The sequence below is a fragment of the Streptomyces chattanoogensis genome (genome assembly GCF_001294335.1).
Taxonomy (GTDB): Bacteria; Actinomycetota; Actinomycetes; order Streptomycetales; family Streptomycetaceae; genus Streptomyces; species Streptomyces chattanoogensis.
The window spans coordinates 65449-88875 of sequence record NZ_LGKG01000079.1 but is presented as its reverse complement, the minus strand read 5'-3'; the positions used below and the strand labels follow the sequence as shown (position 1 = coordinate 88875).

The following is a 23427-nucleotide window of genomic DNA, read 5'->3' as shown; positions in this document are numbered from 1 at the left end:
CCCAAAGGTGATGTTGGTGCGCCCGTGATTCGGTCGGACCTCGGCTCGCAGCGTGGGTAGCCCTCGTTCCGGGACATAGAGCCGACGGCACAGCGACCCGTCGGACAGGCCCTAGGTGTATTGACCTGGAGCGTTGTTCACGTGGGTGATGGGTGGCTGGCCTGCGAGTGCGGTGTGGCAGCGATGGTAGTTGTAGGTGTGGAGGAAGCCGTCCAAGGCTGCGGTGCGTTCGTCATTGCTGGTGTAGGGCCGCAAGTAGGCCCGTTCTTCGAGCAGGGTGCGGTTGAAGCGTTCGACCTTGCCGTTCGTCTGGGGGCGGTAGGCGCGGGTCAGCTTGCCGGTGGCGCCGATCTGGATGAGGGCTTGCTTCCAGGCCAGGCCCTTGCGGTAGGCCCAGGCGTTGTCGGTCAGTACCCGTTCGATCCGTTCGATGCCGTGTGCGTGGAAGAACGCGGCCGCGCGGGCGAGGAAGCCCGCACAGGTCGCGACCTTTTCGTCGCTGTGGATCTCGCTGTAGGCGAGGCGGGTGTGGTCATCGACGGCGGAGTGGACGTAGTCGAAGCCCCTCCCGTCGCGAGTGGCCCGGCCGGCCCGGCGGCCCAGCACCTTGTGGCCGCCGCCGTCCGGGATACGGCCGAGCTTCTTCACGTCGACGTGGACCAGCTCGCCGGGTCGGTCGCGTTCGTAACGGCGGATGACCTGCCCCGTGGGCCGGTCCATGAACGTGAGCCGGTGCAGACCGTGGCGGGTCAGAATGCGGTGGACGGTCGAAGAGGGCAGGCCCAGGATCGGGCCGATACGGGCTGGGCCGAGCTTGCGGTCCTGCCGCAGTCGGCACACCCGGGTCTCGGTGTCGGCCGGGGTCCGGTGCGGCGTCGTGTGGGGCCGGCTGGACCTGTCCCGCAATCCAGGTTCGCCCTCGGCCACGAACCGTCGCAGCCATTTGTGCGCTGTGGTGCGGGATATGCCCATCTCTGCCGCGACATGCGCGATCGGACGGCCGGAACGGACACGATCAACCAGCAGCCGCCTGCCGAAGACGGTCAGTCGGGCATTACGGTGGGACACGAAGACCTCCGTGCGGTGCAGTCATAGACAGCTCCACCACACCGGAGGTCTTCGCCATTGATCAAGACCCAGCGGCTGTTAACAACGCTCGTGATCAATACACCTAGGACCCGTCCGCCCGGCCATGTACGGAGCGGGCGACCGATCGCAGTCCGTCGCCAGCGAGGACAATCAGTAGTACAAAGGCAACGAAGGCGGCGAACGTGCGCATGTTGTTGAACAGTTCCCAGCGCCGCAGGATCTCCGCGTGATCGGCCGGGGCCGAGGTGAGCGCCCACTGCTTGATCCGTCCGTTGATCGGCACGTTGCCGAACCGGGTTATCAGGAAGGATGCGAGGGCCAGCAGACCTGCCGCACCCGCGAGCAGTCGGTTGCGGCCCGCTGCCAGGACGGCGAGGGTCAGGGAACTAAGGATCGACGCGCCCATCGCTGCCTGCATGGTGATGCCGTTCATCTTCATCAGTTCGGCGTGGAATGACAGCCGCATCTCAAGCGGTACGGCGTTGAAGGTGGGGACGAGATTAGCGGCGCCGTAGCCGAACGCGCCGGCGAGGAGGCCGGTGGAGAGCAGGGCGAATCCATGGACGAGTCTGATGCGCATGTTCGTCGGCTCCGGTGCGTTGGCTTGGGGCGGATGAGTTGGCCCTGGGGTGGGCCCCGATAGGCAATGGGCCGGGAGCCGGGGCTGGCTTCAAGGGTGGCCGGGTATCCGCCAGAAGTCCAAGATCGTGCACTTCTGGCATTCAGAACCATCTGTTCTCAACCATCAGCAGCTGCGGGAACTCGCCACTGTGGCACCGGAGCAAGTCCTCGCCAGGACTTGTCACAGCGATCACGTCCGGCGCCAGACAACCAGGGTTGATGCCGTTGCGGTGCCGAGGAAGATGTAGCAGCGGCTTGTCGTATCGGGTAGCGACGGACCGGGACTGTTTGAGTTTGTTGGTGGTTGGCTCGACGGTGTTGCGCTTCGTGTAGCGCTCTTCGTCGAAGACGAGTGGCTGTCCGCCGCATGAGCCTTTGCGGAGGCGGGCGGCCCGGCTGTCGGTCTTCTCCCGGACAACGCCTCGATTTCGAAGGCGCCTTCTGTGCGGCGACCGGGCGGCCGCTTCATCGAGATGGGCAAGACCGGCATCCGTGACAGCGCACGCGTCTGTGCCAACCACCCGGGCGTCGTCTATCTGCCGTTCGAGCGTTCTCGGCACCGGAGAACTTGGCACCCTCGGTCGACTGGTCAGCCGCCATCTCGTCAGCGAACACGACGTCCGACACCTTGTCCTGGCCGGCCGACAGGGCGACCGCACCCCGGGGCGGACTAACAGGACCAACAGGACTATCAAGGCCACGGAGGCGCGCCAACACTGCCTCTCCTGCTCCCGGCGGTGTTTCCTCTGTCTTCCGCTGCACGCACCCTCCGCATCTGCCTGGAGTGCCACGACGGATCCATGGCCACCCCCGCACGCCGACGCCGCTCCCCTGGCCCGGCCATGTGCCAGGCACTCCCGCTTGATCGTCGTCCCGCGGAGCCCTGGCCACCTCAGGACGTACGGCTCGTGTCGGGATACGCGAGGGCTTCCGTCAGACGTTCGAGGTGCAGAGCGAAGGTGGCGGCCTCGCCGGGTGGCCAGGTGGCCATTTCCTCGGCCAGGAATGACTGCATCGCGTCGCGCAGGGCCAGGACGGCTCGCTCTCCGTCCGCGGTGAGGGCTAGCCGAGTGGCGCGGGCATCGGACGGGTCGGGGCGGCGGGCGATGAGCCCGGCTTCCTGTAGCCGGGTCGCATAGCGGGTGGTGACGGTGCGGTCCATGCCGATCGCCTCGGCGAGTCTGGTGGCCGTGGCGGGCCCGATGCGGTCGAGCCCGGACAGTACCGGGTAGGTCGTGGCATCCACGCCCTCCACCCCCGAGGTCAGCCGGTCGTAGAGCCCGGCACGGGTGGCTCGCAGGGTCAGGGCGCCGATGGCTGCGGCCACGCGGGCGGCGGAAGTGCTGTCACGGGTTGGTTCACTCACCCTTCGATGGTACGTGCAAAAAGCACGGAGTCCTGCTAGCGTGACCTATGCGTGCAGAAAGCACGTGTATTCAGCACGTTTACATGTAAAGGACTGCGCTATGTCCCCTACGCATCAGCCGGCCGTACGCCCCGAAGACCTTCTGCCCGCCGGCGTCGACTCGACGGCGATCAACGGGCGTGTCGTCCGCAAGGGTTCGGTGGCCGCATTCATCGCCAACGCCGTACGACTCGACAGCCTCACCGAGGACGCCCCCGAGTACGCGGCCCTCGTCACGGAGTTGCGGGAACTCGCCCCCGTCCTGCGCACGATCGGCCTCCTCGATGTCTTCGAGCCCCGCTCCCCCGTGGTGGGACGGATCCTCGCCGACGCCGCGTAGGCTCGGAGGCTGAGCCCCTGCTCACTCACCGGTGAGAGGTGTTTGCCGTAGGGCGCGGGGATATGACGAACGGCCGGCGGTCCCGGCTTGAACCGCCGTGCGACCGCCCGCCGCCTGATGTCTCATCGCGCCAAAACAGCCAAACAGCCAGAAGAGCCAGAACGACTGCGAGGCGAACCGCACGACTGCGGATCGAAGTCCATCAAGATCGTGTGATCGTGCTCCAGCCGCGACTCGAACCCGACATGCCGTCACCTCGTCGCCCAACCATCACGGATGCCATGAGACAAGCCACATGGAACGGAACGACAGTTACCCGAGTCTGGTGCCCCCGCCCTCGACAGCAGTCACTGAAGGTGAGATGGGGGGCTGCCCCCGACGCCCAGGTCAGTGAGACTCATCCACCCTCAGAGAGGCAGGGCAGCTTCCTCACCACCTCGTTCCTTTGGTAGGAGCAACTATCGGCGGATGTACGAGAGTTGAGAGACGCCCGACTGAAGGCGCGGCACAAGCAACGTCCCCTCACTCCCCCGCGTCTGCTGTAGGCAAGCCTTACTCACGGCCGACGACATGGAAGTCGGCTCGTCCTGGCCAGCCAGATGCCGCCACCTCGGCCGGAAGCTCCTCGCCAGTCAGCGTGCACGCGGTGCCGTGGACCAGGACCACGTCCCGACTGTGGCCGAAGCAGCGCCGGAGCCGACCCGAGACACACAGGTTGCGCCCGGTCGGGTTGGTGTCGCGGGTGAACAGCCACACCGCCTCGCCGTCCCACCAGAGGGCCAGCGGAACGTCATCGGCCAGGTGGAGAACGCCCAGATGAAATGCAACAGGCCAATTATCACAAGGACAATCGTCAACGCCATGGGTACGGCAGTGCGGACCATTCAGCGTCCGATCCCGTGCCGACGCGTGCGGATCTAGTATGCAACGGCCCTATTCCTCAGCGCAGTTGACCCCAGCACGCGCGCGAGGCCTATGCGGTCAGATGCAGTCTGCTCACCAGTGCGGACACGCTCACGCAAGACTGCGACAACAGGCCTCCGGAAGCTCGACCTGACTCGCATCACCGAGCTACCAGCAGGTCCTGCCATCATGCACCGCCGTCGCGATTGCCCGAATCGACCCCCCGTTCGACCAGCCACTCCACTGACCGGAACGCGGATGGCTTCTCAGGACATCGGCGAGAACCCCGTCGGCAGGATGGCCGGCACCGACCGCATGGAAGGTGCCTGGGTCCCCCCTCGTTCCGCCTCACCACCCACCTGGGCAAGAAAAAATCCGGCTTGCCCAACTCTCCGACGCCACCCGCCCCAACTGCCCACCCCGACAGTGCCTGCTGTACACCTCACTCCTCAACTCAACGAGGAATTCATCGCCTGCGGCGGGGCAGAGGGAAAGAGGTACCGGCGGCAATCATCTTCGTGGCCACCTCTGCCTGCCCCTGGCCGCGGCTTCCTCCTCGTTCGGACCGCTGGGCCCGGCTGCTCGCCACTGACCGACGCTGGCGGAAATTCGCTACCGTGGTGGCCGGAAAGGGCGGAGACTCGTGGCATGGCTGACATGGGGGCGTTCCGGGAGGCGGTCATCGCGTGGGCGGCCGGTGGCCCCGGGGGGCCCGCGCGTGAGCTGGCTGCGCAACTGCCCGTCCGGGCAGCAGTCCTTCTCGAAGGGTTGAGCGACGCCGCAGCGGTCAGCGCACTGGCCGCGCGCCGCGGTCGGAATCTGGCGGCCGAAGGAGTCTGCATCCTGCCGATGGGCGGTGCGATGAGCGTCGGGCGCTTCGCCCGTCTCCTCGGGCCCCCCGGCCTGGGCCTCCGGCTCACAGGGCTGTGTGACGAGGCGGAGCGTCGCTACTACGCCCGCGCGTTGGAGCGGGCCGGTGCAGCACAGCCAACGTTCTTCGTCTGCGCGGCGGATCTGGAAGACGAGCTCATCCGCGCGCTGGGCGTGACGCGGGTGGAGGAGCTCGTCCGGGCGGAGGGCGACCTGCGCCCTCTGCAGACCTTCCTGCGCCAGCCTGCACAGCGGGGCCGCTCGTCACCGCAGCAGTTGCGGCGCTTCCTCGGCACGAAGAAAGGGCGCAAGATCCACTACGGTCGCGTCCTCGTCGAGGCCCTCGACCCCAACCGCGTACCCGCCCCACTCGACGGCCTGCTCGCCAGCCTCTGACCGCTGAGCGACGGCAGTTTCGGCAGAAGAACTCGGGCGATCGCGGGGACGTTCTGGGACGCACGGAGAAGCCGGGAGGCGTGCGAGGCTTGGCCCAGGCTCTTCGGGCCCGACTGCGAGTGCTCCCCGGACGGCCGTGTGAGGCTCGGTGGCCAGCGGCTGCGGCATCGGTCGCGCGCACGCGCCGGACGACCGTCACGGTCGCCTCGAGGAGACCTGCCTCCGTGTCCGGGACCGCGAGTTCGAGCTGTCCGCACCTCGAGGCGGTTTGCGGGGTGTGAGGGGGTGGGGGAGCCCTCACGGGGGCTGCGGGTGCCATTCGAAGAGCAGGATGGTGGCGTCGTCCCGCAGGTCGTTGTGCTGGTAGTCGAGGATGGCGTGGATGAGCAGCCGCAGCACCTCGGCCGGGCGCTGGCCTTCGGCGGAGGCGCGGATGATGAAGTCCGTGAACCGGGCGAGGCCGAACTCGACGCCGTTCCCGTCGCGCGCCTCGACCACACCGTCGGTGTAGAGCAGGACGCGGTCGCCCGGTTCGAGTTTGGTTTCGTGGACCTGCCGGGTGGCCGAGGCGAGTTCGAGGTGCAGGCCGATCGGCGGCTGCGGGGGGCTGTCCAGCGCCCCGTCGAGCACCCGCTCGGCACGGATCAGCAGCGGTGGCGGGTGCCCGCAATTGATCCAGCGCAACTCCCCGGTGCTGGCGTCGAGCCGACACACCACACCGGTGGAGAAGTGGTCGGGCAGCCACTGGGCGAGCGCACGGTCGACGTTGCCGACGAGGTCGGGCAGGTCGGCGCCGCTGCGGCGGGCGTTCCGCGCGCCGGCCATGGCCACCGAGGTGGTCAGACCGGAGGACAGATCGTGGCCCATGGCGTCGAGGATCATGGTGTGCAGAACATGCTTGACCACCGCGTGGTCGAAGGCGTCGCCGCCGACGTCGTACGCCGGCTCCAGTACCGCGGTCGAGACGCACTGCTTGCTGCCGATGGTGCGGGGCGGCAGGAAGGCCCGCAGCATCTCGGCGGGCAGTTGCATGGTCGCGGTGCGGGTGCGAGCGACGATCCAGTCGCTGTAGGTGCGCTTGGAGGTGACGACCATCGCGAGCAGATCGGCCAGCATCCGGCTGCGGCGCATCCGCGACCCGTCCAGTGTGGCGGTCTGCACGGCCAGCACCCCCAGCCGCTCCACACCGTCGACCAGCGGCAGCCAGACGACCATACCGTCGCCGTTGTCCATCACCCGCGGGGAGACCGTGCGGTATGCCCAGCCGGCCTCTGAGGCGTCCACCGGCACCGGTTCCAGGGACTCGTCGAGCGGGACGAGCAGCCATTGCTGCAGGTCGACGAGGTAGATCAGCGCTGTGTTCAGGCCGAGGGCCGAGGCGCACCGGTTCGCCAGTGCGGACAGATCCACCGGGAGGACGATCTGCGCCTCGGTGATCAGCTCTTCCAGCCGTCTCTCGTCGACGGCGGCGCCGGGATCGGCGGGTGCCTGCGATGGGTCCGGCACGGGGATCACCCCTTCCGCACCCAGTCTCACACCGATCACGGCGCCTCTCACCTCAGCGGCGCCCGCTCAGCCAGGCCACGACCGGGTCGACGACCAGGGTGCCTGGTTCGGCGATGCGCCGGGCCGCCCCGCGGTCCCCGGGGACGAGCGGCACACCGGCCTGGATCAGCACCGCCTGCAGCGCCGCCTGCAGCACCGGCCGGTTCCGGCCGGTTCCGGCCGGGCGCCGGAACGGTGAACGGTAACCGGTCCTCCGCCCGCCGCGGCGCCAGCCACGTCCTGCCCACCGCCGAGCCGGTTGCCGGACTCGTCACGGAGAGCTGTGTCACCGCCTCGTCAGGCGGTACCGGCGAGGCGGTGTGCGGCAGCCAGGCCGAGCGGGCCGGTGGGTGGGCGGAGGTGAGCGCCCGGTGGATGGCGTCGATGAGGGCGACCGTCCCTTCCCCCGTGGGCTCCACTGATGTACGCCCTGGAGACTCGCATCGCCCCGTCATCAGCAGCCGCACCAGCAAAGGGTCCGGAACCTCCTCGCCGCCGAGCCGAACGTCTGGCTCTTTTGCAAAGGCTGGCTGAGCTTGGTTGTTGTATGCCTGGCAGTGGTGACCGATCGGTCAGCCGGCCCGCGCCTGGGCCGGTTGTCAGCCGCTGAAGTTACCCTCCTGGAATGGCCGACGCATACGACTTCCTTCTCACCCTCGACCTCAGAGACGATCTGTCGGAGGACGAGGTTGCCGAGCTCCGCTGGCATCTCGGCCTCGGACCGCAGCCTGAACGGCTCTGCATCATCACGGAGTTTCCCGAGGTCGTGCTCGACGACGCCGGGCCGGCGCTGGACGACAAGGGCGAGTTCAGGCTGGAGAACACTCCGTATCCGGTGTGGGCCCAGCAGGGCCCGGCCTGGAGGATCGGTGGGGCGGCGGTCTCGGGGCTGGCTCGGCGAGAAGATCCGCGTCCCGGCTGGGCACTGACGACGCGTCAGGCACTGCATCCCGACGACTTCGATTACGTCGACCAGCTGCTCGGCTGGCTCGCAACCCATGCCGACTACGACTACGGCTACGCCCACTACGTTGGATTCGAGCGCTTCTACGAGGATGCCGGCATCACCAAACTGCTCATGATCAAGGACGGTGAGATCGTCAGAGAGGGGTGAAGGGGTGAAGGAGTGAAGGGGTGAAGCCGACATCCCGGGCTTCCTTGGGAGCGCGAGCGGCTCCCACCAGGCTCAACTCCACGTGAGGAGGGTCGGCGGGCATCCCACGCACCCTGCCGCCCGCCAGCTCGGCCCGCCGCGCCGCCCGGCCCCGGGGAATGCCGCCGGACGTCCCAGTCGCGATGCCAGACCATGACCGTCAACTCGCGGCGCTGCCCGGGGCCGGCTTTACGGCCGAGTAGTTGGCTGTTGACTGTTGACTGCTCAGGGCCTCTCGGATCACGTGGAGGCAGGCTGCGATGGCCGGGTCCTCGTGGGTGGTGGGCCGCGTGAGCGCCAGGATAGTGCGCTGCATGCGGGGGGCCAGTCGCACTCCGGTGACGCCCGCTTGGCCATGGGCGATGCCGGCGGGCAGGAGCGCCACACCGGCACCGGTGGCGACGAGCAGGGCGAGAACGTGGAGTCCTGCGAATTCCCAGCGCCGTACGGGGCTGGCGTTGACGGCGGCCAGGCGCTGGTCGCCCGCGGCTCGGGAGAGTTGCCCGACGGGGGCGCACAGCCAGGTCTGGTGGTGGACGGTCTCTCGCAGCCGTGCGGCGGTGACGGGACCGGACTGCTCGGCGAGCGGATGGTCCGTGGGAAGCGCCAGGACGATGTCCTCGCGGCGCAGACGGTGGACGGACAGGCCGGCGTCCTCGACCGGTCGGTGCTCGGACCAGTCGTCGATGACGGCCAGGTCGTAGCGTCGGTCCAGGACGGCTGCTGCGGCGGCGGTCGAGCCGGTCTCGTGAGCAACGACGCTCAACTCGGGGTGCAGGCGTTGGAGCGTGGCCAGGTGGGGAGCGAGAGCGGGGGCCAAGGCCGGGATGCAGCTGATGGTCACTCGTCCGCTGATGGTGCCGGCGCGGGCACGCATACGACTGTGGGCCGTTTCGGCGGCGGCGAGGATGTGTGCGGCGTGCTCAGCCAGTTCGCGTCCCGCGTCGGTCAGACTCGCGCGCTGGGCGGTGCGCTCGATCAATGCGATGCCGGCTTCCCGCTCCAGTGTGGCCAGTTGCTGGGAGATCGCCGATGGCGAATATCCCAGTTCGTCGGCCGTGGCAGTGATGGTGCCCAAGGCGGCAAAACGACGGAGGATCTCCAACCGCCGTAGGTCCAGCATCAGTTTTCCTTAAGCCCCTGGTCGCGTTTTTGCGCTGTTGGCTGATGCTACTCCTCGGGCACGCTGGACACGGCTCCGGAACCTGCCGCGGCCCCACGACGCGAGAAGCGAGAAGCGAGAAGCGAGAAGACAGAACCGATGGTTTTCTGCATCACCGCGGCCCTTTCCCGAGTCGTCACCGCTCACACCGCGCTGGGGGGCTGAGTGCACCCACGCCGGCAGGAGCGCGGCCGAACTCCGCACGCTCCCCCAGCCGCTCACCCGTCGCTCCAGCTGAGCGCCGAGCAAGGACGTTCCCATGACCACAACACATTCCGCATGTTCCGTACATTCCGCCGCCCTTGCCATCGATGACGCCGTTCGGGCCCGCCGCGAAGCCGGGCACGATGTGCTGCACCTGGGATTCGGGGAGGCCGGACTACCGGTCGCCCCTGGTCTGGCCGAGGCACTCGCCGACGCCCACCTGCGCAACGGATACGGCTCGGTCGCCGGCTCACCACACGCCCGGACCGCCGCAGCGGGCTGGTTCGTCCGGCGCGGGCTGCCCACCGAACCGGAGCACATCCTGTTCGCCCCGGGCAGCAAGCCCTTGCTCTTCGCCCTGTTGGCCGCGATCGGCGGTGACGTGGTACTGCCCTGCCCCGCGTGGGTCTCCTACGCAGCCCAGGCCGCGCTGTTCGGCCGTCGCGTCATCTCCGTACCCGTCCCGTCCGAGGCCGGCGGCATCCCCGACCCCGATCTGCTGGATCAGGCGCTGCGGCAAGCCAAAGCGGACGGGGCCCGACCTGGCGTGCTGATCCTCACCATCCCGGACAACCCGACCGGCACCATCGCACCCACCGAGCACGTCAAGGCGGTCTGCGCCATCGCCGAGCGCCACGGTCTTGCCCTCATCAGCGACGAGATCTACGCCGAGCTGAGCCACCACGGCACCGCCCCCAGCCCGGTGCAGCACCTGCCCGACCGCACAGTCGTCACGACCGGGCTGAGCAAGTCCCTGGCCCTGGGCGGTTGGCGCATCGGCCTCGTGCGCACCCCAGCGGGCCGCTGGGGGCGGCGCCTGCAGCAGGAGGTGACCGGGATCGCCAGCGAAATCTGGTCCAGCCTGGCCGCACCCATGCAAGCCGTGGCCACCCACGCCCTGAGCGACCCGCCGGACGTCACCGCACACATCGCAGCCGCCCGTCGTCTGCACGCCTGCATCGCCGCCGACGTACACACCCGGCTGGCGGCAGCAGGAGCACACTGCCGCCCACCTCAGGCAGGCTTCTACCTCTACCCCGACTTCGCCCCCGCCCGTGAAGCCCTGCGCACCCAGGGCATCACCACCGGCACCGACCTGGCCACCACCCTGCTCGACCGGCACGGCATCGCCACCTTGCCCGGCAGCGCGTTCGGCGAACCGGACGCCGCCCTGACCCTCAGGGTCGCCACCAGCCTCCTCTACGGCGCCACCCCGCAGCAGCGTCACACGGCGCTGACCACGGAGGAACCACAGACCCTGCCCTGGATCGCACCCGCCCTTCACCGCCTGAGCAGCGCACTGGGCGAAATCCTCAACGTCACGCGCTGAGCCGGGCAGTTACCAGCGCGTTGCCGCCTACCTGCGTCAGAAGCGCACCTCATCGCGACGCCCACGAAGAGACAGCGACGCGACAGTGGCTCGGTGCCGTGGAATGGGCAACGGTGGGCGTCATTGGATGCTGGGCCATCAGGGGCGCGTGGAGTGGGTGAGGGTGGTGAGGGCGTGGCGGAGGGTGGCGTCGCTCGGTGGGCGGTCGCGCCAGCGGGCGGCGATGTGGCCGTCGGGCCGGACGAGCAGTGCTCCGTGCAGGTGGAGGCCGCAGAGGTCGAGGTACTCGTGCGGAAGGGGCTCGATGTGCAGCGGCCAGGTGGGGGTGGCGGTGGGTTGTTGCTCCCAGTGGGCGGGGTCTGGGGCCAGGAGGGTGAACCATTCGCCGAAGGTGTCGAGCGTGGAGCTGTTGGGTGTGAGCCAGAGGTGTGGCATGCGATGGCCTGGCTCTGTGGTGGGGACGTAGTCCGTGCTGCTGCCGGACGGCTCGGGTGGGGTGGCGTTGTCGCTGAGGACGGCGTCGGAGTGGTAGGAGACGCCGAGCACGAGACCGAGTTGGGCGAAGTACTCCTCCGACCAAGGCAGTTCGATCCGGGCCGGCGCCGCTTCGCCGGTTTGGAGCTGGTCGCGGCGCCGGTTTTGCACCTGGAGCAGAAGTTGGGTGTTGGCCACTGCTTGGCGGAGCGTCTGGTGGGCGACCGGTTGCCGTTCTGTCTCGTAGGTCTCCAACAGGCCTGGTCCGGCCCACCCGTGGAGAACGCCCGCCAGCTTCCAGCACAGGTTGTGCACGTCGGCGACGCCGGCGTTCATGCCCAGGCCACCGATGATGGGGATCGCGTGCACGGCATCGCCAACCAGCAGGATCCGGCCATGGCGGAAGCGTTCGGCGACGAACGCGTTCATCGCCCAGTGCTGAACGCGCAGCACCTCGACCCGTGCCTCGGCGCCGGGGCCGAGGGCGTGCGAGACGAGGCCGGACCAGTCGGCGCGCGCAGGCTCTTCGGGCGTGGGGGCGAACCAGGCCCAGCCTCCTTCCGGGTAGAGCGGGAGGAATGAGCCGTGCGCGGTGAAGTAGACCCCGGCGGGCTGTTGGGCGCACCAGCGGTTGAGATCGGCGTCGAACACGACGGTGGTGACGCCCCCCAATGAACCAGGGCCCGTGGTGGCGATTCCCAGCAGTTGCCGGACGGTGGAGTTCGCGCCGTCGGCGGCGAGTACGTAACGGGCACGGACACACGTCTCGTCACCGCTGTGACGGTCGACGAGCAGGGCCACGACGCTGTCCGTTTCTTCGGCCAGATCGATCAGCTCGGCCCCGAACCGCACCTGTGCGTCCGCTGCGGCGAGCAGGGCGGGTTCCAACCGGTCCTGCGAGGTGAGCACGCCGACCACGGGGCTCTCGGGCACCGGCGCGTTCACGCCGACCATCGCCGCGGTGGCGAAGTCGCGATCGTAGAGGGTGTCGCGGAAGCGGATCCGGCCGTACTCCGGTGCGAACGCGGCGGCGGTGATCCTGGCAGCCAGCCCGAGCTGACGAAAGATCTCCATCGAACGCACATTGACCAGCCGGGACCGTGGAAAGGGTGACAACTCGCGGTGTTTCTCGACCAGCAATACCCGCACGCCCCAGCGTTGCAGGAGCGCTCGGGCGGCGAGCCCGACCGGCCCGCCACCGACGATCAATACGTCCGTCTCGGTGATGGCTCCGGGCATATCGAAGTCCTCCTGCTCACCCTGGGTACGGCGGGGCACTCGGTGACTGTCACAGTCAGGCGACCGACACCCGGCGACCGGCGTGTCATAGCCGAGCTCGGCACCTTCGGCGATGACCTGAACCGCCATGCGGTCCATCATCCGCACCCGGCAGCCGACCGCAATGTCCGCGCGTCGGCGTACACCCGAACGCGCCCAGGTAGGTGCCCGGCGACCGCTTCCGGTCTTCGTTCGCCTCAAGCCGGTGGCAGCACCGGCACCACCTACGCCGTCGAGGTGCGAGACAGTGACCGCCAGAGCCTCGCCGTCCGTCCGTCCGTCATCAGCGTGATCTCCCAGAGGGCCCTGATCACTGGGGAAACACCGGCTGCCACTCCCGATCTAGGACGGTAGGTGTCCGCCTCCCGGCCTAGCCTGGCGCCCAACGCAGCAGGACACGTACGAAATGGGGTGCGCCATGGCAGACATCGTTCTGGTTCCCGGGTTCTGGCTCGGAGCGTGGGCATGGGAGGAAGTGACACCGGAGTTGAAGGCGGCGGGACATGACGTCTACCCGCTCACGCTGACCGGCCTGGCGGACCGGGCAGCCGAGGCCACCCCCGACGTGGATGTCTGCACGCATATAGAGGACATCGTCCGCCTCGTCGAAGACAACGGTCTGCGGGATGTGGTGCTGGTCGGGCACAGTGGAGCAAACCTGCCGGTTGCCGGCGCCGGGGACCGCATCCCGGAGCGGATCGCACGGATCGTGTATGTGGACGCCGGACCGTTGCCCGACGGCATGGCCGTGATCGACTTCAACAAGCCCCAGACACAGGAGGAGTGGCGCAAGCAGGTCGCGGAGGAGGGAGATGGCTGGCAACTGCCGGTACCGCCGTTCGACCCGGCAGCGGACCCGGACAACCTGGCAGGACTCACCAGCGAACACCTCGCGCGCATAGCCGAGTTGGCCACACCTCAGCCGTTCGCGACCGCCACCCGCCCCCTGGACCGTCCCATGGTGCCGCCGTACACGCCCTGCTCGGTGATCGCCGCGACATTCACTCCCGAACAGGTGCGCACACTGGCCGACAGCGGCAACCCCGTCTTCAAGCCGATGGCCGGAATGGACCTGCACCACCTGCCGACCGGGCACTGGCCGATGTTCTCCCGACCGACCGGACTGGCATCACTGCTGGACGAGATCGCCCGCTGACCCGGGCTCCGCTCACCGGTATCCCGCCCCGAAATTCCTCGCAGCCGCGCGGTTCACGCCAGGAATCACCAGGAATCGCCAGGCCATCCGTACGACCCGTCGGGCACTGAGGTTTTCTCAGCGAAATGATCTTCACGAAGCAGTGTGAGACGGGCGGATAAGCAGGAAAGGGACGAGGGGTGCCCGCGAGCCCACAGGCGTGAAGCCCCTGGTAGGACGGTTCTCACCACAAGATCGTCCGCTGAACCAGAGGCTTCACGTTGGTCACCTATGCTGCCACTCTCGACGTCCCGCCCCACATCGTCGAGTTCCTCGCCCGCCTTCTTGTCGCGCATCGGCGCCGGATCGGCACCCCGCGCGGCTCGCGGGCCCTGGGGCCATTCCGACAGGCGGTGCTGGTGCTGCGCTGGTTCCGCGAGCGCGGGTGCGTGCATTGCCTGGCCCGCGATGCCGGCGTCGCGCAGGCCACCGGCTACCGCTACCTGCACGAGGGCATCGATGTTCTCGCCGACCAGGGCCCGGATCTGCACGAAGTCCTGACCCGGTGTCATCGCGAGGGCATGATTGCACGTGATCCTGGACGGCACGCTGATCGAATCCGATCGCGTCGCCGGAGTCCGCGAGAATGGCAATGACTTGTGGTTCAGCCAGAAACACAAGGCCTTCTGCGGCAACGTGCAGTTCCTGTCCGGGCCGGACGGCGCTCCGCTGTGGGTCTCCGACGTCGAGCCGGGATCGACGCCGGACATCACCGCCGCCCGCATCCACGCCCTGCCGGCGCTCTACAAAGCCGCCGCCCAGGGTCTGCCCACGCTGGCGGACAAGGGCTACATAGGTGCGGGCATCGGCATCTACGTGCCGGTCCGCCGCCCCAAGGGCTGGTCCGAACAAGCCCTACATGCCGACACGCACACCACGAACACCCTGATCAGAGACCTTCGAGCCCTCGGCGAGCGCGCCGCCGCCGAGCTCAAGGAACGCTGGCGCGCGCTCAAGCACGTCACGCTCAGCCCGAGCCGCATCGGCGACATCGCCCGCGCCGCCCTTGTCCTCAACGGTCGCTGGAAATGACCTCCGCTGCCGGTCTTCGTCCGCCCGCTCTTCCGGCATGCTGTGCGCCCATGGGGATCTACATGGAATTGATGCGCATGGAACCAGAGACCGCACGGGCAGCCGTCGCCGGTCAGGCCTGGCCACGCCCGGAGATGCGCGAAGGCGAGAAGTTCCGGGCCGTCTTGTCGCTGGACAAGGCATGGAGCGCCCTCCAATGGCTGCTCACCGCCTCGGGCTGCCCGGTCGACCCGGTGATGGGCACTCCGTTCCTGGAAGAGCAGCCATTCGACTACGCCCCGCCGGGGCTACTGACCGCCGAAGAGGTCGTCCGAGCCGCGGACTTCCTCGCAGGGCTGGACTTCGACGCCTTGGCGGACTTCGCCGACGAGGAAGCGATGGACGCAGACGACGTCTACCCGTCCGGCTACGACAGGCAACCACATCCAGGCTTGGCCGCAGGACGACGCAGGAGAGAGCGAGTCCGTTTTTCTGGCGGGCGGCGCGGAACGATTCGAGCATCCATGGGCCCAGGATTCCGTCGAGGATGACGTCATAGCCGCCATTCGCGTATGCGCAGGCAGCGTCGATCATGACGTTCCGGACGACCTCATTCTGGCGCGTCGCCTCCGGAAGATAGGGCGGAAGGAAACCGGAGCGGATCCATACGTAAAACGTGTCGGCGGGTATGTGGACGGTTGGCTTTTCAGCCGTCGCGGCCAGCTTCTCCGCAACGGTGGACTTTCCGGATCCAGGTGGTCCACCGAGCAGCACAAGTCCGCCGAATTGCGAAGTGCCGTCTGCATCTTGGGTCGACAATGGGAGCTCATTGTACTGACGGGCAATTCGAGAGGAGAGCTTATCCAGGCGCGATGAGATAGATCCAAGCGCCGGAATAGAAAAATTCCGTCAAGGGGATTACCGGGTGAGCTGCGGCACCGTCGACCGCATGCAGACGGGGCGGCGTTCAGCGCGGAATCACCCAGCCCGGCGCCCAGGTCCCGGCCGCGTCGTGGCCGACGGTTGTGGCGGCGAGGTGGGCGCGGAGGGTGACCAGCGCGGGGTGGGGGTTGTCGCGGTGCCAGAGGAGTGAGTGCGGGTAGACGGGCGTCGGGTCGGTCACCGGGATGCGGCGCAGGCCGTGGTCGGCGGGCCAGACGAGGCGGGTGTGCTCGCCCATGAAGGTGGCCAGGGCCGGGGTGTCGGCGACGGTGTCGAGGAGCGCGTCGGAGCCGAAGTTGGGGCCGGTCGCCTCGATGGTGAGGCCGAACTCGGCGACGAGGTCGTCGTAGTAGGCGGCCCACTCGGTACCGGGGACGATGCCGGGCATCCAGATCCGGTGCCCGGCGAGCTGAGCGAGGGGCACCGACCGAGCGCCCGCGAGCGCGTGGGCGGGGCCGGTGAGGAGCTGGAGCGGCTCGTCGAGCACCCGGACGGACTCGATGTCCTCGGGAAGGGGCCGGCCGGGCGCGGCGACGGCGCGGAAGGATGCGTCGATCGCACCGGACCGGATGGCGGTGACGGCCGTCTCGATGTCGAGCAGCATCACCACGTCGAGGTCGATCTCGGGGTGCGCGCGGTGGAAGCCGCGCATCAGGCCCGACGCCGCGCCGCGCGAGGCGATCACGTCGACGCGTAGCGGGCGGCGGCCGGGGCGTACGGAGGCGACCGCGCGCTCGGCGACGCGCAGCAGCTCGCGCGCGTGGGGCAGGAACGCCTGCCCGTCGATGGTGAGCTCGGCGCCGCGCGCGGTGCGGGTGAACAGCCGCACGCCGAGGTTGCGCTCCAGCGCGGCGATGCGCTTGGAGACGGCCTGCTGGGTGACCGCCAGCTCGGCGGCGGCCTCCTGAAACTGCCCCGCATCGGCGGCGGCGACGAAGGTCCGGACGGTGTCGAGGTCCATGCGGGCACCCTATGGGCACAACCATTGGTTGTGCCTGGGTGGCCATGCGGTTGTTTGATCCCCGGGCATGGCGCCCGCTTTGATGCTTCCGATCGCGAATCGGTTGTGCGGGCGAGTCGGGAGGGGCGTCGGACATGAGGAGCGGACACCGGCTGGGACAGCTGCTCGGACATCGGCTGGGGCGGCAGTTCGGGTGGCTCTGGGGAGCGTACGGGACCAGCGCGCTCGGCACATGGCTCGCCTTCGGCGCGTTCCCGCTGATCGCCATCCAGGTGCTGCACGCCGGACCGGCGGAGGTCGCGGCGTTGTCCTCCGTGGGGGCGGCGGTGGGCGCGGCCGTGGCGGTGCCGCTCGGCCCATGGGTGGAGTTCCGCCGCAAGCGGCCGGTGCTGATCGCGATGGACCTGGTGCGGTTCGCGGCGCTGCTGACGATCCCTGCCGCGTTCGCGCTCGGCGTGCTCACCTTCCTTCAGCTCCTGCTGGTCTCGGTCGTCGTCGCGGCGGCCGACATCACCTTCCGCGCCGCCTCCGGCGCGTACCTGAAGACGCTGCTGCCGGCCGAGGACCTGCTCGTCGCCAACGCCCGGTTCGAGTCCACGACCTGGACGACCACGATCATCGGACCACCGCTGGGCGGCGCCGCGATCGGGCTCCTCGGTCCGGTGGCGACGGTGGTGGCCGACGCGGTCAGCTACCTGCTCTCGGCCGTGGGCATCCGCGCGACGGGCGGGCATGAGCCGCGGCCCGAGCGCCGGGAGGCCGCGCGCATGCGGGCCCGGGACCTGCTCGACGGTTGGCGCTACATCCTCGCCGACGCGACGCTGCGTCCGCTGTTCTTCAACACCGCCTTGTTCAACGGCCTGGTGATGGCCACGCAGCCGCTGCTGGCCGTCCTGATGCTCGGCCGATTCGGGTTCTCACTGTGGCAGTACGGCCTCGCCTTCGCCGCGCCCTCGATCGGCGGGCTGCTCGGTTCGTGGCTGGCCCGGCCGCTCGTCACCCGGTTCGGGCAGCACCAGGTCCTGGTCGTGGTCGGGGCGCTGCGCGCGCTCTGGCCGGTCGGCCTGGCCTTCCTGGGGCCGGGCACCGGAGGGCTGATGCTGGTGATGGGCGTCGAGCTCGGGCTGATCTTCTGCTGCGGGGTCTTCAACCCCGTCTACACCACCTACCGCCTCGAGCGCACCCCGACCGACCGGGTCTCCCGCACACTGTCCGCCTGGGCGGTGACGACCAAGGCTTCGACCGCGCTCCTGACGGCCGCCTGGGGCGTGCTGGGCGGCTTGCTCGGCCCGCGTACGGCCATCGGCCTGGCCGGCGTGCTCCTGCTGGCGACCCCGTTGCTGCTCCCCCGTCGCGCGGCAGCGCAGCTCTCCGAGCCGGAGCCGGCACCGAGCCGCACCTGACGGGCCGCCAGTCGCGCGATGCCCCGTGCCGTTCCGCGCGCCTGGAGACGTTCCGGTCAAGGAGGGCTGAGGTAGCGTCGCGCCCGTGGATGAGCGATACGGCCTGTTTGTTCCGCGTTCGCCGAAGGAGGCGTGCGATCCCCGACGCATGGCGCTGCTGGTCTACGACATGCAGGCCGGCATCCTGGAACAGATCAGCGAGCGTGATCGTGTCATCGGCCACGCCGTCGAGGTGGTGCAGGCAGCCCGGGCCGCGGAAATCCGTACGTTCTTCCTGCGACACGTCACGCTCCCCCCGGAACTCATGGGCGTCTCGCAGTTGCGCATGTGGCGTGCCTGGCAGCACGCCGAGCGGGCAGCTGATGTGGTGTCACCGTTCCCGCCGGATGCCGCGCAGACGCAGCTCATCCCCGAAATGCAGCCCACGAGTCGCGAGGTCGTGATCGACAAAATCACCATGTCGGCGTTCGAGGGCACCTGGCTCGACATCGCACTGCGCGACTGCGGGATCACCACTGTCGTCGTCATCGGTGTCGCCCTCGAGATCGGAATCGAACCCACCGTCCGCCATGCGGCCGACCTGGGCTACATCCCGGTTGTCGTCACCGATGCCTGTGGCGGCGGCGACACGGAGGCCGCCGAGCGTTCACTGTCTGCGCTGCGCTTCGCGGGCGATGCGCTGCTCACCACTGCAGAGGAGTTCCGCTCCGTACTGGCCCCCGGCTGAGCCGGCTCAGAAGCTGCTGGGAGGAGGTGCGCCGTCGGCGGTGGGACGACGGCGCTTCGGCGTCTTACTCGACCTTGCATCTCCGCAGGCCAGGCCAGGCCGTCGGCGAAGTGCCGGCGCAGGACGCCCTTGGCGCAGCCCGCCTCCGTGGTGACCGCCCGGCCGGTCGGCGCGCTCGGCCCGTCGCGGAGCAGGGCGCGCGCGGCGGCGTGGAAGCGTTGGCCGCGCAGGTGACGTCCGTCCGAGCAGGCTGTGGGTCAGGTGCGGGGACGAGCGCCCCAGGCATTCTGGAGAGCTGACGGCACGTCTTCCCCAAGAACGCCGTGCGTCAACCCGCCCGGCAGGGTGGGCAGCTCAGCCCAGTGAGTCACGGTTTCATCGCCGGGAAGGCCGTAGGGCAAACGCACCACCCCGTCGGAGTCGACGAAGCAGTCTCTGTGCTCTGCTCCGTCCTCGCTCCAGTGCAGAGTCGTGAACACCATCGGCCGCACCAGCCAGAATTCCTCACCCACCGCCGTATCGGACTCAGTGGCACCGTCAGCCGGATACCGGCCCGTGATCGCTGCTGCCACCGGTGTACCGCTCCGAGGCAGCCTCTCGCGCGCGTCGACCCATGTCACCACGGTATTCAGATTCGTCATTCCCACCCTCACCCAGGCACTCGGCAAGTCGTCTTCTGCCCCTGTGCCGGCGCTCGGCAAGAGCACTGCCCCGACCCCGGCATCTGGCAAGACCACCCGGCGCTCGCGAAGGTTGCTCGAGCCGGAACGAGCACGGCACCAAACAATCCGCGCCCGCCTCGCTCCCCCTCCGGCCTCCGCCCTCCGCCCATGGCGGATCAGCGGATCACAGGTACGACGCGGTCAGCGCATTCCCGACGGCCGGGCCACCGACCGGCCCAAGAACCGCACCACGCGTGGGGTCCGGCGGACTTCGCCCGTCCGTCGAGGTCCTGATCCGAGGTCCTGATCCGAGGTCCTGATCCGAGGTCCTGATCCGAGGTCCTGATCCGAGGTCCTGATTCCTTGAGGGTGCGGTCTGTCGTGCCCTCCTGACATCGCGATCAGCGGCCCGCCGACCGCGGTCCCGGCGTGCCGTGGCGAGCGCCTGCTCGGCCTCGGCGCCATCGCCCAGCAGAGTGCACCGTCCGGGCGCAGGCGGCCGACTTCGGCTCACCTGAGCGCCATGTTCGCTGTGCGTGGATATCCTGCGAAATGTGATCAAGCCTGGACGGCTGCACCTCCGTCAGCGCCGCGGACGGGGGCCACTGACTCTGCTGTCTCCGGTGATCCTGACCGTTGTCATCGCCAGCCTGGCGTACGCCACTCCCCCAGAACTGGCCTTCAGCCGGCTCCTGCCCGCAGCACCGGCCCTCGCCGCCGCCATGTGGCCGGTGATCCCCACCGTCCTGCTGGGGACGGTCTGCCTCCTTCTCATGATCGGACTCGGCATCGCGTTCCCCGGCCTGGGGACGTGGTGGACGGCGGCGGGGATCGTCGCGGTCACCGTGGCGGCCGCGTACGGAAGTCATGTCCGGCTCCGGCGGGAGCAGACCCTGTTCCAGGTCCGGCTCGTCGCCGACGCGGCGCAGCAGGTGGTCCTGAGCCCGATGCCGCGCCGCTTCGGGGGCATCGAGATCGAGGCGCTGTATCTCGCGGCCGCGGCGGAGGCCAGTATCGGCGGCGACTTCTACGAGGTGGTCGACACGAAGTACGGCGTCCGGCTGCTCATCGGCGATGTGCGGGGCAAGGGCCTGCCGGCGGTGGGCTCGGCCGCGGCGATGGTCAACTCCTTCCGGGAGGCGGCCTACGACGAGGCCGACCTGGTCAACGTCGCCCGTCGCCTGGAGGCCAGCAGTACCCGTTACAACGCCGCCTTTGCCCCCGAGGGCCTGATGGAGCGCTTCGCCACCGCCCTTATCGCCGAGATCCCACACGGGGGCGGCAGTATCGGAATCCTCAACTGCGGCCATCCCCCGCCGCTGCTCCTGAACCGCGGGGAAGTCCACGCCCTGGAGCCCACCGTTCCCTCGCCGCTTCTCAACCTCGCGGAGCTGATCGGTGGTCACTACAACATCGACACCTTCGGCTTCGCCCCTGGCGACCTGCTGCTGCTCTATACCGACGGTGTCGCCGAGGCTCGCGACCGCGACGGCGAGTTCTTCCCGGTGGCGGCCTGGTTGCACCGGCAGCCCCCGGGGTGCCCCGGCGAACTGCTCGACGCTCTTCACCACGACCTCCTCCACCACAGCAGAGGACGCCTCGACGACGACATCGCCGCCCTCGCCGTGCGCCGCTCCTCCCCGGAACCGCTTGACGGCCAGAGGGATCAGCCTGCTTAGCCCGGATCATCCACCGGCGGTGATGCAGAGCGACTGCACAGCGAATTCGCCATGCCCGAATCAATGATCAAAAATGATCCAACGGTCGTAGTGGTACAGGAGGTACGCGCTGCCCACTGGATTCCCATCGGCGTGCTCTGCTCAACCGCGTCTCCGGTGTGAAGTAGGTAGCCGCCTTTGTCGTGCCGGGTGGTCACCGCCCGGTGCTGCTGCCACGTTTACGCATCGCTCGGCCACGAGACCCACCCAGCCCACCAACGGCCAGCGGAAACGGCCTAGCCTTCGTACGGCTACTTTTCCGTTCACTCGTGAGGGGTAGCCGGGCGGCGGGTGGTCCTCCGCCGGGACCTGCGACTGGCACGCTGTGGTGGCATGACCACTACCAGCAACAACGCGCTCATCGAGGAGTTCCGGCGCATGGACGCCGACGGCGACGGGGTCGTCGACCTCACCGACTTTCTGCGTGCGCCACGTAAGCTCCTCGCCGCCCTCGGCGTCCCGGAGGACGCCCCCAAGGCCCAGGCCCTGATCCAGGCCAACGAGACCCAGTGGGGCTCTTTCCTCTCTCTGGGCGACGCCGACGGCAACGGGGCCCTGACCGCTGACGAGTACGTGACCATCCGCACCTCGCCCGAATTCCGTTCCCCGAACCGCCCGGGCAAGGGGGAGGTCTGCCAGACCCTCTTCGCCGTCCTCGACGGTGATGACGACGGCACCATCAGCCGGGACGAGTTCCTCCGCGCGGCCGACTTCCTCTGCATGCCGCCGACCGAGGCGTCGGACTACTTCGCGATGCTCGACAGCGACAACGACGGACAGCTGAGCGGCAAGGAGTTCCTGAAGGCGGTCAAGCGCTTCTACACGAGCTGAACCCGACGTAGGCAGTCCGTGGAGGCCGCCCGTCGCTGGGGGCCTCCACCCTGTGCGGCCCCTCTGGGGGTGGCGCCGCGCCCGGCAGCCGAGCCAGAGCGTGAGGCTGGATCAGAGCCACGGGGTCCAAGAGCGCGGCCGTGAACTTGTCACCCCGAGTGGAGTGGTCCGTGCAGGCTCGGCCGAGGGCGCCCCTTGCTGCGATGAATTCCGCCCGGATCGCAAGTCTGCTCTGGTGAATGTCGTAGGACGTCGTAGGACGTCGTAGGACGTCGTAGGACGTCGTAGGACGTCGTAGGAAGGACGTCGCGCGACGCTGCCCGGCACGAGACACCACGGAGGACACCATGACGACCACGCCCGGCAACGCGAGCAGCAACCTCCCCGGCAAGCCGCCGGTCGTCGATCTGGCTACCTGGCAGGCGGCGCGCGAGGAGCTGCTGGTCCGCGAGAAGGCGCACACCCATGAGGGCGACGCGATCGCCGCGGCCCGGCGGCGGCTGCCGATGGTCGAGCTCGACGGCGCGGCCGAGGTCACCGGCGCTGACGGGCCGGTCCCGTTCCTCGACCTGTTCCAGGGTCGCGACGAGCTCGTGGTCTACAAGCACATGTGGTACGACGGCGCGCCGCACCAGGGGCAGTGCGAGGGCTGCACCACCACGGCATGGCACGTGAAGGACGCCGTCTACCTCAATGCCCGGGGCGTGTCGTTCGCCGTCCTGACCTCGGGCCCGTGGGACGAGGTGGCTCCCTATGTCGAGTTCATGGGGTACACCCAGCCCTGGTACTCGGTGCGGGGCGTGGAGGCACCGGTCGGCGGAGGAATGGGGCACATCGTCTGCTTCCTGCGCGACGGCGACCGCGCGTTTCTCACCTACTCCACGACGGGCCGTGGCAACGAGCCGGTCAACGGGTCCCTCGGCCTGCTCGACATGACGCCCTACGGCCGCGGCGAGGCGTGGGAGGACCACCCCGAGGGCCGGCCCGTGATCGGCGATGTCCGCGAGGGGTACCCGTCCGAGGGCCGCCAGGCCTGCTGGTACTGGCGCTCGGACGCGGACGGGAACGCCACCTGGGGCCCCACCAGCCGGCCCGTGCCGCAGTGGACCCGCCCCGGCGCGACCCCCGTGGAGAGCCTCGGCCGGCAGGGCCACCACCACTGACGCGCCTTCGTCGGCGTCGGCGTCCACGTCGGCGTCAAAAGGTG

Annotated in this window: 20 protein-coding genes and 3 pseudogenes; 12 read left to right on the top strand and 11 right to left on the bottom strand. The window is 68.9% G+C overall.

What is annotated here, in order from left to right; translation table 11 throughout:
* Positions 1-111 precede the first annotated feature (111 nt).
* The 3 genes from ADL29_RS10680 to ADL29_RS10670 form a co-directional block, all read right to left on the bottom strand.
* Positions 112-1068 carry an IS481 family transposase gene (locus ADL29_RS10680; RefSeq protein WP_053923433.1) on the bottom strand — a complete coding sequence of 319 codons (957 nt, stop codon included), beginning with the start codon at positions 1066-1068 and terminating at the stop codon, positions 112-114.
* A 103-nt stretch (positions 1069-1171) separates the two neighbouring features.
* Complete coding sequence (locus ADL29_RS10675; RefSeq protein WP_053923432.1) at positions 1172-1669, bottom strand: anthrone oxygenase family protein; 498 nt, start codon at positions 1667-1669, stop codon at positions 1172-1174.
* Between the two features lie 933 nt (positions 1670-2602).
* The gene (locus ADL29_RS10670; protein WP_078970885.1) at positions 2603-3076 is read right to left on the bottom strand and encodes a MarR family winged helix-turn-helix transcriptional regulator; all 474 of its coding nucleotides are present in this window, start codon (positions 3074-3076) and stop codon (positions 2603-2605) included.
* A 100-nt stretch (positions 3077-3176) separates the two neighbouring features.
* On the opposite strand from ADL29_RS10670, the gene ADL29_RS10665 reads away from it, so the two are divergent.
* Both ADL29_RS10665 and ADL29_RS10655 read left to right on the top strand, forming a co-directional pair.
* Positions 3177-3455, top strand: a complete 279-nt coding sequence (locus ADL29_RS10665; RefSeq protein WP_053923430.1) for a hypothetical protein — start codon at positions 3177-3179, stop codon at positions 3453-3455.
* A 1551-nt stretch (positions 3456-5006) separates the two neighbouring features.
* Entirely contained in the window at positions 5007-5624 is a 618-nt protein-coding gene (locus tag ADL29_RS10655; protein WP_053923429.1) for a TOPRIM nucleotidyl transferase/hydrolase domain-containing protein, read from the top strand.
* A gap of 297 nt (positions 5625-5921) precedes the next feature.
* Here the strand turns inward: ADL29_RS10655 and ADL29_RS10650 are convergent, their stop codons facing one another.
* Together ADL29_RS10650 and ADL29_RS43385 are read right to left on the bottom strand one after the other, a co-directional pair.
* Positions 5922-7130, bottom strand: coding sequence for a PP2C family protein-serine/threonine phosphatase (locus tag ADL29_RS10650; protein WP_211274281.1), 1209 nt, complete (start codon positions 7128-7130; stop codon positions 5922-5924).
* Positions 7131-7182: 52 nt separating this feature from the next.
* Positions 7183-7326, bottom strand: coding sequence for a hypothetical protein (locus ADL29_RS43385; RefSeq protein ID WP_157878441.1), 144 nt, complete (start codon positions 7324-7326; stop codon positions 7183-7185).
* A gap of 468 nt (positions 7327-7794) precedes the next feature.
* Between ADL29_RS43385 and ADL29_RS10645 the strand changes: the two genes are divergently transcribed.
* The gene (locus ADL29_RS10645) at positions 7795-8283 is read left to right on the top strand and encodes a hypothetical protein (protein WP_053923428.1); all 489 of its coding nucleotides are present in this window, start codon (positions 7795-7797) and stop codon (positions 8281-8283) included.
* Positions 8284-8482: 199 nt separating this feature from the next.
* On the opposite strand, the gene ADL29_RS10640 is transcribed toward ADL29_RS10645, so the two are convergent.
* Positions 8483-9445, bottom strand: coding sequence for a LysR family transcriptional regulator (locus ADL29_RS10640; RefSeq protein WP_053923427.1), 963 nt, complete (start codon positions 9443-9445; stop codon positions 8483-8485).
* 298 nt (positions 9446-9743) lie between these two features.
* Here ADL29_RS10640 and ADL29_RS10635 point away from each other — a divergent pair, with 298 nt between their 5' ends.
* Complete coding sequence (locus tag ADL29_RS10635; RefSeq protein ID WP_053923426.1) at positions 9744-11018, top strand: pyridoxal phosphate-dependent aminotransferase; 1275 nt, start codon at positions 9744-9746, stop codon at positions 11016-11018.
* 138 nt (positions 11019-11156) lie between these two features.
* Here ADL29_RS10635 and ADL29_RS10630 read toward each other — a convergent pair whose 3' ends face one another.
* Complete coding sequence (locus tag ADL29_RS10630; protein WP_245689293.1) at positions 11157-12770, bottom strand: FAD-dependent monooxygenase; 1614 nt, start codon at positions 12768-12770, stop codon at positions 11157-11159.
* Positions 12771-13188: 418 nt separating this feature from the next.
* Here ADL29_RS10630 and ADL29_RS10625 point away from each other — a divergent pair, with 418 nt between their 5' ends.
* The 3 genes and pseudogenes from ADL29_RS10625 to ADL29_RS45040 all read left to right on the top strand — a co-directional run bounded on the left by ADL29_RS10625 (position 13189) and on the right by ADL29_RS45040 (position 15527).
* Positions 13189-13926 carry an alpha/beta fold hydrolase gene (locus ADL29_RS10625; RefSeq protein WP_053923425.1) on the top strand — a complete coding sequence of 246 codons (738 nt, stop codon included), beginning with the start codon at positions 13189-13191 and terminating at the stop codon, positions 13924-13926.
* Positions 13927-14186: 260 nt separating this feature from the next.
* Positions 14187-14997: pseudogene (locus ADL29_RS10620) on the top strand (transposase family protein).
* Positions 14994-15527 (top strand): DUF1877 family protein, encoded by a 534-nt coding sequence (locus ADL29_RS45040; protein ID WP_425424217.1) that lies wholly within the window; start codon positions 14994-14996, stop codon positions 15525-15527. The pseudogene ADL29_RS10620 and the gene ADL29_RS45040 overlap by 4 nt, the downstream one beginning before the upstream one ends.
* Here ADL29_RS45040 and ADL29_RS46500 read toward each other — a convergent pair.
* Positions 15445-15750: pseudogene (locus tag ADL29_RS46500) on the bottom strand (AAA family ATPase); the annotation flags it as partial. The gene ADL29_RS45040 and the pseudogene ADL29_RS46500 sit on opposite strands and share 83 nt — an antisense overlap.
* Positions 15751-15943: 193 nt before the next feature.
* The gene (locus ADL29_RS10610) at positions 15944-16879 is read right to left on the bottom strand and encodes a LysR family transcriptional regulator (protein ID WP_053923423.1); all 936 of its coding nucleotides are present in this window, start codon (positions 16877-16879) and stop codon (positions 15944-15946) included.
* 134 nt (positions 16880-17013) lie between these two features.
* On the opposite strand from ADL29_RS10610, the gene ADL29_RS10605 reads away from it, so the two are divergent.
* Positions 17014-18282, top strand: a complete 1269-nt coding sequence (locus ADL29_RS10605; RefSeq protein WP_053923422.1) for an MFS transporter — start codon at positions 17014-17016, stop codon at positions 18280-18282.
* An 85-nt stretch (positions 18283-18367) separates the two neighbouring features.
* Positions 18368-19009 (top strand): cysteine hydrolase family protein, encoded by a 642-nt coding sequence (locus ADL29_RS10600; protein WP_053923421.1) that lies wholly within the window; start codon positions 18368-18370, stop codon positions 19007-19009.
* A gap of 77 nt (positions 19010-19086) precedes the next feature.
* On the opposite strand, the pseudogene ADL29_RS45035 reads toward ADL29_RS10600, so the two are convergent.
* Positions 19087-19239 (bottom strand): annotated as a pseudogene (locus ADL29_RS45035) (TetR/AcrR family transcriptional regulator); the annotation flags it as partial.
* 27 nt (positions 19240-19266) lie between these two features.
* On the bottom strand, positions 19267-19650 hold the full coding sequence (locus tag ADL29_RS10595) for an AQJ64_40280 family protein (protein ID WP_053923420.1): 384 nt from the start codon (positions 19648-19650) through the stop codon (positions 19267-19269).
* Positions 19651-20294: 644 nt separating this feature from the next.
* Here ADL29_RS10595 and ADL29_RS10590 point away from each other — a divergent pair.
* From ADL29_RS10590 to ADL29_RS10580, 3 genes are all read left to right on the top strand, one after another.
* Positions 20295-21350: a PP2C family protein-serine/threonine phosphatase gene (locus tag ADL29_RS10590; protein ID WP_053923419.1), complete on the top strand. Its 1056-nt coding sequence runs from the start codon at positions 20295-20297 to the stop codon at positions 21348-21350.
* Positions 21351-21722: 372 nt separating this feature from the next.
* Entirely contained in the window at positions 21723-22220 is a 498-nt protein-coding gene (locus ADL29_RS43380; protein WP_053923418.1) for an EF-hand domain-containing protein, read from the top strand.
* A gap of 347 nt (positions 22221-22567) precedes the next feature.
* Positions 22568-23383, top strand: a complete 816-nt coding sequence (locus tag ADL29_RS10580; RefSeq protein WP_053923417.1) for a DUF899 family protein — start codon at positions 22568-22570, stop codon at positions 23381-23383.
* Positions 23384-23427 lie beyond the last annotated feature (44 nt).

What these genes read in the sequence shown, in the direction of transcription:
- ADL29_RS10675 (WP_053923432.1), bottom strand. Translation starts at nt 1,669, where the DNA reads ATGCGCATCAGACTCGTCCATGGATTCGCCCTGCTCTCCACCGGCCTC.
- ADL29_RS10665 (WP_053923430.1), top strand. Translation starts at nt 3,177, where the DNA reads ATGTCCCCTACGCATCAGCCGGCCGTACGCCCCGAAGACCTTCTGCCC.
- ADL29_RS10655 (WP_053923429.1), top strand. Translation starts at nt 5,007, where the DNA reads ATGGCTGACATGGGGGCGTTCCGGGAGGCGGTCATCGCGTGGGCGGCC.
- ADL29_RS10645 (WP_053923428.1), top strand. Translation starts at nt 7,795, where the DNA reads ATGGCCGACGCATACGACTTCCTTCTCACCCTCGACCTCAGAGACGAT.
- ADL29_RS10640 (WP_053923427.1), bottom strand. Translation starts at nt 9,445, where the DNA reads ATGCTGGACCTACGGCGGTTGGAGATCCTCCGTCGTTTTGCCGCCTTG.
- ADL29_RS10635 (WP_053923426.1), top strand. Translation starts at nt 9,744, where the DNA reads ATGACCACAACACATTCCGCATGTTCCGTACATTCCGCCGCCCTTGCC.
- ADL29_RS10625 (WP_053923425.1), top strand. Translation starts at nt 13,189, where the DNA reads ATGGCAGACATCGTTCTGGTTCCCGGGTTCTGGCTCGGAGCGTGGGCA.
- ADL29_RS45040 (WP_425424217.1), top strand. Translation starts at nt 14,994, where the DNA reads ATGACCTCCGCTGCCGGTCTTCGTCCGCCCGCTCTTCCGGCATGCTGT.
- ADL29_RS10610 (WP_053923423.1), bottom strand. Translation starts at nt 16,879, where the DNA reads ATGGACCTCGACACCGTCCGGACCTTCGTCGCCGCCGCCGATGCGGGG.
- ADL29_RS10605 (WP_053923422.1), top strand. Translation starts at nt 17,014, where the DNA reads ATGAGGAGCGGACACCGGCTGGGACAGCTGCTCGGACATCGGCTGGGG.
- ADL29_RS10595 (WP_053923420.1), bottom strand. Translation starts at nt 19,650, where the DNA reads ATGACGAATCTGAATACCGTGGTGACATGGGTCGACGCGCGCGAGAGG.
- ADL29_RS43380 (WP_053923418.1), top strand. Translation starts at nt 21,723, where the DNA reads ATGACCACTACCAGCAACAACGCGCTCATCGAGGAGTTCCGGCGCATG.
- ADL29_RS10580 (WP_053923417.1), top strand. Translation starts at nt 22,568, where the DNA reads ATGACGACCACGCCCGGCAACGCGAGCAGCAACCTCCCCGGCAAGCCG.